Raw genomic sequence first — 13,576 nt, 5'->3', positions numbered from 1 at the left:
GTAGCTGCCGGAGACCGACTCGGTGGTGATGCCGACGTCGCCGTAGGAGAGGGTCTTGCCGGTGCCGGCGGCAACCGTGGTTTCGATCGTGTCCCACTTGTCGAGGATCTGGCCGTTCTTGGCATCGACGAAGTAATGCATCGCGGTCGGGGTCTGGTCGGCCTTGCTGCCTTCCATCACGACTTCATACGCCAGCACCGGCTTGTTGCCGCGGGCGTAGACGACCAGGCTGGCCGCCGGGACGCCGTTGAAGCCGGTGCCAAAAGCCGTACCGGCTTCGACGATGGCCTGGTCGGCGCTGAGCTGCGGGGTGACGTCCGGACGGCCGTTGGTCTTCAGGGTCAGGCTGGCCGACTTGAACTGGCCGTTCTTCGAATGCACGACCACGTCGCCGCCGATCACCGGCAGGCCACGGTAGGTGCGGTCGAAGCGGGCGTGTTCGTTGCCGTTGGCGTCAACGATGGTGCGCTTGGCGACAAAGGCATCGGCGTCGGCGCGCTGGAAAGCGGCGCCATGACCATCGATCAGGCCCTGGGCGCGCTGGGCGGCCTGGGAGTTGATGTTGGCGGCGAAGGCGGGAGCCGAGACGGCAAGCGCGGCCAGGACGGCCGTGCTGAGAAGGCGAGCTTGCATTTGGTTGAACCCCTGAATGATTGGAACGAAACCGGCAGCACCGGCCGTAAAGGCGCATTCCCTGCCTGAAGATCGAAGCGCTAGGCCCCTTCGCGATCCGAATCAATTCCCGAGCGGCGGTTACCTTTGCAACAAGTTTTCGTCCGCACATCCCCCAGAACTTGGGGGGGGATATTCGCGCCTCGATCAATCGTGCCCGACGTCACATTTCGCGGCAGGCCGTTAAGGAAAGTGCGGCGCAGGGGCGCTGCGGGCAGGCGCGTTGCCATGCTGGTGGGGCGCGGGGTTCGACCACCGTCCGCTGACGCGTGCATTGCCGCGCCGGCTTGCCAGCCAGCGCCCTCGCCTATGGCGGCTTCGGCGATGCACGCAAAGGCCGGTGCGGCGGTGGATCTTCTCCTTGATTTCGATCACCGCGATTGCAGCAGCGCTCGCACGGGCACACATTCCCCAGAATCAGCAGGAGCTACGCCCCGGTCGACTCCAGCATGAGTAGCTGCTCCCTAGTTGGGACTCGGTCGCCGTGACGCCCTGATGGGAAAGGTCATCTGCAACCGCGTTCCGGATGACGTGGATTCGATCCGCAGATCCCCCTGCAGACGTAGCGCGCGCATGCGCATGCTCGCGAAGCCGGCACCGCCGGTCCCCGCCATGGCCCCGGGAGCTCGCCACAACCCTTTTCCGTCGTCCTGCACGTGCAGCTCTATCTCGCTCTCCTTGCGGCCGAGATAGACCTCGACGCGACTCGCGCCGCTGTGCTTGAAGATGTTGGTCAAGGCTTCCTGCACCAGGCGCAGCAGATCGAGGCTGCGCGCGCCCTCCAACTCGATGCCATCGAGCGCCTGCAAGTGCCAGCGGCTTTCGATGCCGACCGCTTCCAGCAATTGACTGGATCGGTAGCGCAATGGCGCCAGCAGTTCGGTGAGTTCGACGTTCTCGCGCGTGGTGCTGTCGATCACCAGCCGCAGATCGTCGCGCATCTGCTTGAGCAAGTCGACGATCTGGGATTTCGACGTTTCTCCGGGTGTCTGCTCCAACATCGCGATCGCTCCGACGAGCGTACCCCCGAAGCCGTCGTGAAGATCGCGTGTGAGTTGCAGGCGCTCGTCGGCCCGGCCTTTGGCGAGGGCCATGGCATGTTCGCGTGCCAACGTTTCGCCCAGCTTCCGTGTAGCTGAATCGACTTCGCTCCGCAACTTAATGTTGAAGGCTTCCACGCGGCGCATGTTCGTCACGAAGCGATAAGCCAGCGCAAACATGATCCCCAGTGAGGTCAGGATCTGCGACAGACGCAGCAGTTGGGTACTGGGCGCCCAGCCAAACCAGCTCATGAAGCCATAGATGGAGGCCAGCATCGGAATGATCAGGCAGACCGCCAACAGCTGGTAGTCCACGCGACGCACGCGCGCTACCCGCCACATGAACCAAGCGATGCTGCCGGCGAAGAGCACGTCGCTGGCGACATCCGAAGGGCCATCCAGATGCGCTCCGGTCCAATGCGGCACGATCAGTGCTGCTGCCAGCACTGCGACGGCGCCCAGCCATATTCCCCGTTCGATACGTCGGTAGCGGCGTCCGCCGTAGCGAAACAGGAACACTGTCCAGCTGACGCAGGACGCCAGCTTCATCGCGCCGACGAATGCCTCCCAGCCATCGGTGCTGGTGAACGGCCAGGGATCCTCGACGATCAGGTTGTAGCGATACAGCGAGCCGGTCAGCTCGAACAGCGCAAACCAGCCGAATGTCGTCTCGCGCCGGCGCAACAGCCATATCAGCAGGAAGATCGTGCCTAGTGCCGCGCTGATCGCGAGGTTGATCAACTTGATGTGCAGCCGCTTGAAGGTGTCCTGCTCGTACTGCTTGCGCATGTTCTGCGGATGGCCGACGAAGACCGTGCCCATGCCGGGTTCGTGCGAGCTCAACCCTGACACCCGCACCAGCAGCACGTTCTCGCCCGCGTGCAGCCAAGGGGGGCCGACCACGAAGTACCGAGCCGTGATCCATCCGCGCGTCAATGGTTCCGTCAACTTCGGGTCACGATCGATCATCGCGCCATTGACGTACACCGCCGCCGCTAAATGGGTGTAATCGATCAGCAGGCTGACAGGCTTGCGTGCATCGGCCTGCGTCCAGCGCACGCGGTACCACACCACACCGTCATGATTGGGCCAGCGCGTGTCCCAGGAGTCGGGTAACTGCACGTCCGTCCAACCGTTGACCGGCGGTGTCCATGAGTACCATCCGGCCGGCGCCGCTTCGGCGCGCGTGATTTCGATGGTGGGCGGATTGGCGGCATACGCCAACGCTGGAAACAGGCACGCCCCCAGCCAGAACACGAACAACGTCACGCCATGGCGCAAGCGCTGCTTCAACGCAACAGACCGAGCTTCTGCGCTTCGAACACCGCCGCGGTGCGCGAACCCACTGCGAGCTTGCGATAGATCGCCTTGATGTAGCCCTCGACGGTCAGGCGTGACAGCGACACCAGCTCGGCGATTTCGCGGTTGCTGCAACCGCGCGCCAGCAGTTGCAGGACTTCGAGTTCGCGCGTGGACAGGCGTACTTCCTCGGCCGCGGGCGGCGCTGCCGCGTCAGGGCCTGGCAACAGCGTCAGGATGCGGCGCGCGATGACGGGATCGATCGGCGCGCCGCCGCGTTGGATGCTCTTGAGCGAGAACGCGAGTTCGACGTCCTCGCGTTCCTTCAGTAGGTAACCGATGGCACCGGCACGCAGCGCGGCCAGCACGGTGTCTTCGTGTCCCCATGACGAGATCACCAGCACCGGCATCGATTCGCACTGCCGGTGCAGCCGTGCCACCAGTTCGCGCCCGTCGCCGTCGGGCAGGCCGATGTCGACCAGGGCAATGGCGAATTGCTTGCGCGCGAGCGCCTGGTAAGCCTCGGCCAGGCTCCCCACCGCCGTGATGTCGGCGGCCGCGTCCAAGCCGGTGAGCAGGCGCGCCAGACGCAGACGGGTCGCCGGATCGTCCTCGACGATCAGCGCAGGCGACAGTTCGAGCAGTTCCTGCTCCACGTTCCTCCCCCCCGGTATGGCTGGCCCGTGCGTGGATTTTAGCCGGCGACGACGCGGCGAGGCCGTGGAAGGCCTCGCCGTACGTCGGGATCGGCGGGCCTAGTCCTTCCGTGCGCGGGCGAATGCCGCTGCGAGCGCGTTGTTCGCCGGCGGCGGCGCGGATGCCGCACGGGCATTTCCGCGCGGTCCATCGCGACGGTCGTCGCGACGTCCGGGACCGGCACTGGAACCGGCCTCGCGCGGCGCCGGCGCGGCATCGTCGAGACGGCGAGTCAGCGCGATGCGCTTGCGCGCGACATCCACTTCCAACACCTTCACTTTGACGATGTCGCCGGCCTTCACCACGTCGCGCGGATCCTTCACGTACTTGTCGGACAGCGCGGAGATGTGGATCAGGCCGTCCTGGTGCACGCCGATATCGACGAAGGCGCCGAACGCGGCGACGTTGCTGATCACGCCTTCCAGGATCATGCCGACCTGCAGATCCTTGATCTCCTCCACGCCATCGGCGAAACGCGCGGCCTTGAATTCGGGGCGCGGATCGCGGCCCGGCTTCTCGAGTTCCTTGAGGATGTCGCGCACGGTCGGCACGCCGAACTTCTCGTCGGTGAACTGCTCGGCCTTCAGCCCGCGCAGCAGCGATGCGTCGCCGATCACCTGCTTCACCTCGCGACCGCACTGCTTGAGGATGCGTTCGACCACCGGATAGGCCTCGGGATGCACCGAAGACGCGTCCAGTGGCTGCTCGCCTTCGTTGATGCGCAGGAAGCCGGCGCACTGCTCGAAGGTCTTCTCGCCCAGGCGCGGCACCTTGAGCAGTTCCTTACGGCTCTTGAAAGCGCCATTGCTATCGCGATAGACGACGATGTTTTCCGCGACGGTCGACGAAAGACCCGATACACGCGTGAGCAGTGCCGCCGACGCGGTGTTCACGTCGACGCCGACCGCGTTCACGCAGTCCTCGACCTTGGCATCGAGCGCGCGCGCGAGGCGGTACTGGTCGACGTCGTGCTGGTACTGGCCAACACCGATCGCCTTGGGTTCGATCTTCACCAGTTCGGCCAGCGGATCCTGCAGGCGGCGTGCGATCGACACCGCGCCGCGGATCGATACGTCGAGGTTCGGGAATTCCTTCGCCGCGAATTCGGACGCCGAATACACCGACGCGCCGGCTTCGGACACGACGATCTTCTGCATCTTCAGATCCGGCGCGAGCTTGATCAGATCGCCGGCAAGCTTGTCGGTCTCGCGCGAGGCGGTGCCGTTGCCGATCGAGATCAGTTCGACGCCGTGCTTCGCGCACAGCGCGCGCAGCGTGTGCAGCGACTGGTCCCACTGGCGCCGCGGTTCGTGCGGATAGATGGTGTCGTGCGCCACCAGCTTGCCGGTGTTGTCGACCACGGCGACTTTCACGCCGGTGCGGAGACCTGGATCGAGACCGAGCACGGCCTTCGGGCCGGCCGGCGCGGCCAGCAGCAGATCCTTGAGGTTGTGGCCGAACACGTCGATTGCCTCGGCCTCAGCCTTCTCGCGCGCCTGCGAGAACAGGTCGAGCAACAGGTGCAGGTGCAGCTTCGCCTTCCAGGTGAGACGGCAGGTGTCCTGCAGCCACTTGTCGGCGGGACGACCCTGCGCCTTCACGCCCACGTGGTGGGCGACGCGGCCTTCGGCGAGTACATGGCCCGAATCGGCATCAGTGCCCGGATCCAGATCAAGGAACAGGATCTCCTCGCGACGCGCACGGAACAACGCGAGCAGACGGTGCGACGGAATCTTCGCCAGCGATTCGCTGTGATCGAAGTAGTCGCGGTACTTCGCGCCTTCGTTTTCCTTGCCTTCGGCGACGCGCGCACGGATCACGCCGACTTCAAGCAGCCAGTTGCGCAGATCGCCGACCAGCGCGGCGTCTTCGCCCCAGCGCTCCATCAGGATCGCGCGCGCGCCATCGAGTGCGGCCTTGGTATCGGCCACGCCCTTCTCGGCATCGACGAACGTGGCGGCGAAGGCTTCCGGCGTCTGCATCGGATCGGCGAGCAGGCCTTCGGCCAGCGGTTCCAGCCCGGCTTCGCGCGCGATCTGCGCCTTGGTGCGGCGCTTTTGCTTGTACGGCAGGTACAGGTCTTCCAGGCGCGACTTCGAATCGGCACCCAGGATGTCGGCGCGCAGTTCGTCGGTGAGCTTGCCCTGCTCCTCGATCGAAGCCAGCACCGCGGCGCGGCGGTCTTCCAGCTCGCGCAGGTAGGTCAGGCGCGTTTCGAGATTACGCAGCTGGGTGTCGTCGAGGCCGCCGGTGACTTCCTTGCGGTAGCGCGCGATGAAGGGAACGGTGGCGCCTTCATCCAGCAGCGCGATGGCGGCCTGGGCCTGGGCGGGCTGGGCGCCGATTTCGTCGGCGATGGTGGAGGCGATCTGGCGGGCGAGCTGCTGAGAAATTTCGGGCATTGCGTCGGTTTCGATATCGCTACTGCGGGAATGCGGGCCCGATTGTGGCAACGCGCCCGGCATCGCGTAAGGATTGACATTGCCGCCCGACTCGGGCGGCACGCGGGGAGCCACGCGGGTAAAATTGCCGGCATGGATATCTTCAAGGTCTTCACTCTCGAAGCGGCACACCGGCTGCCCAACGTGCCCGCGGGCCACAAGTGCGCGCGCCTGCACGGCCATTCGTTCCGGGTGGAAATCCATCTGCGCGGCGAGATCGGCGCGGATACCGGCTGGGTGATGGACTTCGCCGACGTGAAGACAGCTTTCCAGCCGCTCTACGACCAGCTCGATCACCACTATCTCAACGACATCCCCGGCCTGGACAACCCGACCAGCGAGCGGCTGGCGGTGTGGATCTGGGAGCGTCTGCAGCCGGTCCTGCCGCTGCTGAGCGAGGTGGTGGTGCACGAGACCTGCACTTCCGGCTGCCGTTATCGCGGGGCGTAGGGCGGGTCTTGCCCCGCCGAAACCGGCAGCGCGTCCCGCGGCTGCCAGGACCTGCCCTGCAACCGCTTGATTTCAAAAGGTTCATGAACGGATTGGCGACTGTCATCCGCCTGTTGTTGCATTGCAACAATTCCGGCGCTATGCTGCACCGCACAATCCGCCGAAACACTGGCTGATTGCCTACCCCAATCCCCGGAGCCGCCATGTACCAGTTCAACGAACAGTTTGCCGCCGCCTCGCGCCAGTTCGCGGACACGGCAGCCCAGATCAACAAGATCGCGCTGGAGAACGCCGAGGCCCTGTTCGGCCTGCAGTTCTCCGCCCTGCAGGACCGCACCAACGCCACCTTCGCCTTCTTCGGTGAAGCGGCGCAGGCCCGCGACTTCGACGCCCTCAAGACCCTGTTCCCGAAGGGTGTGCAGGTCGCTCGTGAAAACGTCGAGCGCGCCGTGGCCGTCGGCCAGGACGTCTATGGCCGCACCTTGAAGGCCAATGAGGCCATCGGCCAGATCGCTAAGTCGCAGCTGGAAGCCGTCGCCGCCAAGACCCAGGCCACGGTTGAAGAAGCCGCCGACAAGGTCGTGAAGGCCGCCAAGGTCAAGTAAGCGAAAAGTCTCTCTCTCCATCCCCCCCGGTGGAACAACGAACCCGGCAGCCCCCGCTGCCGGGTTTTTTGTTGCCTGCCTCCCGTCGAAGGACGAGGGGAGAAGCGGGAGAGTGCGAAGGGACGCGAACCGAGGTGACCCACCGGCAGCCCGCGCTCAATGCTCGGGCTGTGCTTCCAGCGTCTTCAGCTTGGCCATGGCCTTGGCGTGGTCGCGGCCGACCAGCAGGTAGACCACCGGCACCACGAACAGGGTGAAGACGGTGCCGATCGCCATGCCTCCCACGACCACCCAACCGATCTGGTTGCGCGCTTCGGCGCCGGCGCCGGTCGCGATGGCCAGCGGCAATGAACCCAGCACCATCGCGCCGGTGGTCATCAGGATCGGGCGCAGGCGCAGCGCCGCCGCGTCCACTACGGCCTCGAGCTTGCTACGGCCCTGCTCCTGCAGCTGATTGGAAAACTCGACGATCAGGATGCCGTGCTTGGAGATCAAGCCGACCAGGGTGACGATGCCGATCTGCGAATAGATATTCCAGCTGCCGCCAGTGAGCTTGAGCGCGAGGAACGCGCCGAACATCGCCAGCGGCACCGAGCCCAGCAGGATCACGAACGGATCCACCCAGCTCTCGAACTGCGCGGCGAGCACCAGGAAAATGAAGCCCAACGCGAGCACGAGGATCATCGTGAACTCGTTCGACGACTCACGCAGTTCGCGGCTTGGTCCCGACAGGTCGTAGCTCGCTTCCGGCGCGACGTCGTGCAGCGCGTTCTCCATCCACTCCAGCGCCTCGCCCGCGGAATAACCCGGCGCCAGGCCAGCGGTGATCGTCGCTGAGCGCAATTTGTTGAAGTGGTTGAGTTCCTTCGCGGCGATCGTTTCGTTGATGTTGACCAGGTTGGACAGCTGCACCATCTGTCCACTGCCGTTACGCACGAACACATTGGAGACATCGCCCGGCGTGCGCCGCGCGGCATCCTCGACCTGCACGATCACGTCGTACTGCTCCGAACCGCGCTTGAAGCGGGTCACGTTGCGCCCGCCCAGTAGGGTTTCCAGAGTGTGGCCGACAGTGGCGACATCGCTGCCCACGGCGGCGACCTTGTCGCGATCGACATCGATCTTGAGCTGCGGCTTATTGAGCTTGAGATCGGTATCGGGATTGGTCAGGCGCGGGTTTTCCTGCATCTTCGTCATCAGTCGCTGCACCGTGCCACCCAGTTCATCCCAGGTGCCGGTGCTCTGCACCACGAAACTGACCGGCTGCGACAGAAAGTCCTGACCCAGTGGTGGCGGTGTCATGGTGAACGCCATGACACCGGGAATGCCGAAGAACATCTGCGCCGCCAGACCGCTGGGCGGGAAGGGACTACCGGCGATTTGCTGCGCCGAACCGCCCTTGCGCTCACCCCAATCCTTGAGCATGGTGAAGCCGATCGTCTGAGTCACATCCGGATAGCCGACGATCTGGAACACGCGCTGCTGGTCAGGCAGGCCGAGCAACATGCCCTGCATCTGTTGCGCGTACTTGTCGGTGTACTCGACGGTGGAGCCTTCCGGCGCGATGCCGATACCCATGATGAAGCCCTGGTCCTCGGCGGGCGCCAGTTCGCGCGGCAGCAGCATGAACAGGCTACCTGCCGCGACGAAGATCAGCAGCGCGAAACCAATAACCGCCTTGCGCCAGGCCAATGCGGTACCCAGCGCGGTGCGGTAGTGGTTGTCGATCCACTTCAGCACGCGTTCGCCGGCCTGATAGAAACGGCCGTGGCGGTTGTCGCCGCGCAACAGCTTGGACGACATCATGGGCGACAGCGTCAGTGCGGTGAAACCCGACACCAACACTGCGCCCGCCAACGTCAGCGCGAATTCGACGAACAGCTTGCCAGTACGGCCGGTGGAGAAGGCCAGCGGTATGTAGACCGCGGCCAGAGTCAGCGTCATCGCGATGATGGCAAAGCCAATTTCCTTGCTGCCCTTGAGCGCGGCCTGGAACGGCGGCATACCTTCTTCGATGTGGCGCACGATGTTCTCGAGCATCACGATCGCGTCGTCGACCACCAGGCCGATGGCCAGCACCATCGCCAGCAAGGTAAGCGTATTGATGGTGAAGCCGAAGGCATACATCAATGCGAAGGCGCCGATCAGCGACACCGGGATCGTCACCAGCGGGATGAGCGTTGCGCGCCAGCTGCGCAGGAACAGGAAGATCACCGCGATCACCAGCGCAATCGCGATCAGCACGGTGTGGAACACCTCGTCGATCGATTCCTTGATGAACGTGGTGGTGTCGTATGCGATCTCCACCTTCATGCCTTCCGGCAGCTGCCGGGTGATCTGCGGCAGCATCACCTGCAGGGCTTCGGAGATGTCCAGCGGGTTGGCCACGGCCTGTTTGACGATGCCCAGCGGCACCGCGTTCTTGCCGTTGTAGCGCGAGGTAAAGCGCCGTTCCTGCTGGCCCAGTTCAACCTTGGCGACGTCACGCAGGCGCACCAGCGTGCCATTGACGTCACCCAGGATGATGTTGCCGAACTCTTCCGGCGTCTTCAGATCGGTTTCGGACAGCACGGTGAATTCCCGCGCGCTGCTCTCGACGCGACCGGCCGGGATTTCGACATTCTGTTTGCGCAACGCGTCCTCGACGTCGGCCGGCGTCAGCCCGAACCCGGCCAGGCGCTGCGGTTGCAACCACACGCGCATCGCATAAGTACTGGCGAACACCTGTGCCTGCGCCACGCCGGGAATGGTCTGCACCCGATCCTTGACCAGGCGCTCGGCGTAGTCGGCGATCTCGACCTGCGAATGCCGGTCGGAAGAGAACGCGAGATAGATGATCGGCTGCGCGTCGGCCTCCTGCTTCTGCACGATCGGTTCGTCGACTTCCTGCGGCAGCAGCGCGCGTGCCTGCGCGACGCGATCGCGCACATCCGATGCGGCGCCATCAGGGTCGCGATTGAGGCGGAAACGGATGGTCACCTGGCTGGACTGCTCGCGGCTGACCGACTGCATGTACTCGATGCCTTCCACGCCGGACAACGCATCCTCGATCGGTTGCGTCACCTGCGATTCGATCACCTGCGCGCTGGCACCGGGATAAGTGGTGCTGACCGTCACCACGGGCACGTCGACGTTGGGAATCAGCCGCACCGCGAGGCGGTCGTAGGCGATGATGCCCACGAGCAGCACCACCAGGTTGATCACGGTGGCGAAGACCGGACGGCGGATGGAGATGTCGGAAAGAACCATGGACGCCTCGCTTTAGTCCTTTTGCTTCTCCAGCAGGAGAAGGCTTTCGGTTTTTCCTTCTCCCTACTGCGGGGAGAAGGCGGTGCGCAGCGCCGAAGACGGCAGTGGCTACGCGTGAATCAAGGCGTAGACGCGCAGCACTCCCCTTTCGAGGTGACGCCGCAACGTCACTGCGCCTTGTCTTCCTGCTTCGGCGCAGCCTGTTCGCCCGAGGGCTTGGCCGCCGCCTGTTGGCTGGGCGCGGCGCCCGGAGCACCGGCCGCCGGCATCGGCTTTACCGGCAGACCATCGTTCATCATCGGCTTGGTCTGGCCGGCCGTGATCACCTGGTCACCGGCCTTCAGGCCTTCGACCACCTGGAACGCACCGGGCACGCGCACGCCGGTCTTGATGACGACCTTCTTGGCCTTGCCATCGACGATCGTCCACACGTAACGCTGGCTGCCGTCCTGCATCAGCGCTTGTTCGGGGACCAGCACGGCATCAGTCGTGTTGCCACCGGTGTCGAGCTGCAGCTTGGCGAACTGTCCCGGACGCAGACGGCCGTCGGGGTTTGCGATCTGCGCCCGCAGCTTGGCGCTGCGGCTGTTGGGATCGATGACCGGATCGATCGCGGTGACCGTGCCACCGAACTGGTCGCTGGGAAAGGCGTCGACCGTGATGCTGATTGCCTGGCCGTTCTTCAGCTGCGACAGCGCGGTTTCGGGCACGCTGAAATCGACTTCGATCGGGTCCAGTCGCACCAGCGTGACCAGGTCCTGGCCCACCGTGACGAAAGCACCGACGCTGACATTGCGCAGTCCGACCTGTCCGGAGAACGGCGCGCTCAAGGTCATCTTCGTCAATGCCGTGCGTGCGGACGCAACGCGTGCCTGGTCGACGCCGTAGGCGGCGCGGGCACGGTCGTAGTCGGATTGGGCGATGAGCTTGTCTTTCACCAGCTCCCCGGCACGCTCGGCGGCGCGCCGGCTGTTTTCGAGATTGGCGGCGGCCTCATTGAGCGCGGCCTGCTGGGTGCTGCCATCGAGGATGAACAACGGTTGCCCTGCGCGCACCGTGGCACCTTCGGTGAAGCCGATGCGAGCGACGCGGCCAGCCACTTCCGGGCGCACCACCACCGATTCATCGGCACGCAGGCTGCCCACGGTCTGCAGACCGGCGGCGAGCTTCTGTGCCTTGAGCGTGACGGCTTCGACCGGCAGCGGTGGCATTCCACCTCCCGGAGGCCCGCCAGGACCGCCACCTTTGGCGCCGCCGTTGCCGCAACCGGCCAGCGCGGTGGCCATGCCGAGTGCGATTCCTGAAACCCACAGCTTGCGGCCCATGCGCAGCCTCGCCGGTCTACTTCTTGAACTCACGAGTTTAGCCCACGTTGCCCTGAAGAGATCACCGTGCCGGAAGTCAGGCCGGACAAACGCCAGATTCTGCAATGCTCCCCGGTCCAACTGCTTCTGTTGCGCACCGATCCAAAGCAGCCGAGCCCACCCTATAAGGCGGGCGCCAACTCGTTCGCAAGGGCACGCGGATCGGGCGACGCCGCGAACGGCAACCTGCCCCAGCAGGGTGCCGGCAAGACGCGTTGAAGGATCGCGAAATTGTCGTCGCGACGCGCCATCGCCGGATCGATGTCGTTGGCGATCCAACCGACCAGTTGCGCACCATCAGCAGCGATCGCGCGTGCGGACAATCGCGCATGACTGATGCATCCAAGCCGCAGGCCCACTACCAGCACCACTGGCAATCGCAGTGCGCGCACCACGTCGACTTGCTCCAGCGATGCCGACAGCGGTGCCGCCCAGCCACCCACGCCTTCGACCACCACCGCATCCGACTGAGCGGCCAGGCGCCGATGGGCAGAAACGATAGTCGCCAGTTCAATGTTCACGCCGGCATCGGCTGCAGCCAATTCGGGCGCCAACGGCTGTGGCAGTGCGTAGGGATTGATGTCCTCGTAGGCGGGCCGCGGATCGCTGGCTTCCATCAGGGCGAGCGCATCCTCATTACGCCAGCCCTGCAGCGTGCGCTCACAGCCGCTGGCGACCGGCTTCATCCCGACTGCGCGCAAGCCGCGAGAGCGCAAGGCGTACAGCAGCGCCGCACTGGTGACCGACTTGCCAATGCCCGTATCGGTGCCCGTAACGTACAAACCTTTGGTATCCATGGCGCGCATCCTAAACGGCCGGCGGTCGGCTGCTACACTCGCCCCATATGACCTTTACCGCCACCCGGCTCAACGGCACCAAACACGAACAGTACGCGCAACTGCTCGATCAGGCGCACGGGCTGCTGGCGGGTGAACAGGACCGTATTGCCAATGCTGCGAACCTGTCGGCATTGGTCTATCACGCCCTGCCGTCACTGAACTGGGTCGGCTTCTACTTCTACGACGGGCGCGAGCTGGTGGTGGGTCCCTTCCAGGGCCTGCCCGCGTGCGTGCGCATCCCGCTCGACAAGGGCGTCTGTGGCGCGGCGGCGCGGACACGTGAGACGCAACGTGTCGCCGACGTGCACGCGTTCCCCGGCCATATAGCCTGCGATGCGGCGTCGCGCTCGGAAGTCGTCGTGCCGCTGGTGCGCGGTAACGAACTGATCGGCGTATTCGATCTCGACAGCCCCGAGCCCGACCGCTTCGACGCTGACGACCAGCGTGGACTGGAAGCCATAGCCCAAGCCTTCATGGAGACGCTGGCATGACCACGGCGAAGATGCGCAACATCGGCCCGAAGAGCGCTGCCTGGCTGCGCCAGGTCGGCCTGCGTTCGCTCGATGACCTGGCCGCGGTCGGCACGGTCGAGGCCTTCATGCGCGTCAAGCGCGCCGGCTTCAAGCCCGGTCTCAACCTGCTGTATGCAATCGAGGGCGCACTGCTCGACTGCCATTGGCAGGACGTGCCGGAGGAACGCCGCCACGAACTGATCTTTGCTGCCGAGGCCGCCACCGCGCTGCTGCCGCCGCCGCGCAACCGTCCCGCGGCCGCGCCGGTGACGACCACGCACATGGAAGAACAAACCGAGCCCAGCGCCGACGGCATGTTCGATTCGGACGACAGCGGCGGCGGTTCGGAAGACTGACGCCGCACGCGGACACAAAAAAGCCCGGATGATTCCGGGCTTTTTCATTGGCG

11 protein-coding genes are annotated in these 13,576 nt (G+C 64.9%); 4 read left to right on the top strand and 7 right to left on the bottom strand.

Translation table 11 applies throughout. The annotated features are described in order from the left end of the window. The 4 genes from ACYVGK_RS16320 to ACYVGK_RS16305 form a co-directional block, all read right to left on the bottom strand. On the bottom strand, positions 1-633 hold a 633-nt coding region (locus ACYVGK_RS16320; RefSeq protein WP_460735614.1), incomplete at its 3' end, for a PepSY domain-containing protein. A 503-nt stretch (positions 634-1,136) separates the two neighbouring features. Beyond that, a complete protein-coding gene (locus ACYVGK_RS16315; protein WP_460735612.1) occupies positions 1,137-3,005 on the bottom strand; it encodes a sensor histidine kinase in 1,869 nt (622 codons plus the stop codon). Continuing rightward, the gene (locus tag ACYVGK_RS16310; RefSeq protein ID WP_460735610.1) at positions 3,002-3,667 is read right to left on the bottom strand and encodes a response regulator transcription factor; all 666 of its coding nucleotides are present in this window, start codon (positions 3,665-3,667) and stop codon (positions 3,002-3,004) included. Before ACYVGK_RS16310 ends, ACYVGK_RS16315 begins: the two co-directional genes overlap by 4 nt. 99 nt (positions 3,668-3,766) lie before the next feature. Then, positions 3,767-6,109 carry a Tex family protein gene (locus ACYVGK_RS16305; RefSeq protein WP_460735608.1) on the bottom strand — a complete coding sequence of 781 codons (2,343 nt, stop codon included), beginning with the start codon at positions 6,107-6,109 and terminating at the stop codon, positions 3,767-3,769. A 132-nt stretch (positions 6,110-6,241) separates the two neighbouring features. On the opposite strand from ACYVGK_RS16305, the gene queD reads away from it, so the two are divergent. Together queD and ACYVGK_RS16295 are read left to right on the top strand one after the other, a co-directional pair. Beyond that, positions 6,242-6,598, top strand: a complete 357-nt coding sequence (queD, locus tag ACYVGK_RS16300; RefSeq protein ID WP_460735606.1) for a 6-carboxytetrahydropterin synthase QueD — start codon at positions 6,242-6,244, stop codon at positions 6,596-6,598. Between the two features lie 203 nt (positions 6,599-6,801). Then, positions 6,802-7,203 (top strand): phasin family protein, encoded by a 402-nt coding sequence (locus ACYVGK_RS16295; RefSeq protein WP_460735604.1) that lies wholly within the window; start codon positions 6,802-6,804, stop codon positions 7,201-7,203. Positions 7,204-7,359: 156 nt separating this feature from the next. Here ACYVGK_RS16295 and ACYVGK_RS16290 read toward each other — a convergent pair whose 3' ends face one another. The 3 genes from ACYVGK_RS16290 to bioD all read right to left on the bottom strand — a co-directional run bounded on the left by ACYVGK_RS16290 (position 7,360) and on the right by bioD (position 12,613). Continuing rightward, a complete protein-coding gene (locus ACYVGK_RS16290; protein ID WP_460735601.1) occupies positions 7,360-10,452 on the bottom strand; it encodes an efflux RND transporter permease subunit in 3,093 nt (1,030 codons plus the stop codon). 167 nt (positions 10,453-10,619) lie between these two features. Next, on the bottom strand, positions 10,620-11,777 hold the full coding sequence (locus ACYVGK_RS16285; RefSeq protein ID WP_460735599.1) for an efflux RND transporter periplasmic adaptor subunit: 1,158 nt from the start codon (positions 11,775-11,777) through the stop codon (positions 10,620-10,622). A 161-nt stretch (positions 11,778-11,938) separates the two neighbouring features. Further along, positions 11,939-12,613 carry a dethiobiotin synthase gene (gene bioD, locus ACYVGK_RS16280; protein WP_460735597.1) on the bottom strand — a complete coding sequence of 225 codons (675 nt, stop codon included), beginning with the start codon at positions 12,611-12,613 and terminating at the stop codon, positions 11,939-11,941. Between the two features lie 47 nt (positions 12,614-12,660). On the opposite strand from bioD, the gene ACYVGK_RS16275 reads away from it, so the two are divergent. Continuing rightward, positions 12,661-13,146, top strand: a complete 486-nt coding sequence (locus ACYVGK_RS16275; RefSeq protein WP_460735595.1) for a GAF domain-containing protein — start codon at positions 12,661-12,663, stop codon at positions 13,144-13,146. Continuing rightward, on the top strand, positions 13,143-13,523 hold the full coding sequence (locus tag ACYVGK_RS16270) for a TfoX/Sxy family protein (protein ID WP_460735593.1): 381 nt from the start codon (positions 13,143-13,145) through the stop codon (positions 13,521-13,523). The genes ACYVGK_RS16275 and ACYVGK_RS16270 overlap by 4 nt, the downstream gene beginning before the upstream one ends. Positions 13,524-13,576: the final 53 nt, after the last annotated feature.

The organism is Lysobacter tyrosinilyticus, from assembly GCF_054779815.1.
The sequence above is the reverse complement of the archived record's forward strand: the minus strand, read 5'-3'. Positions and strand labels throughout refer to the sequence as shown.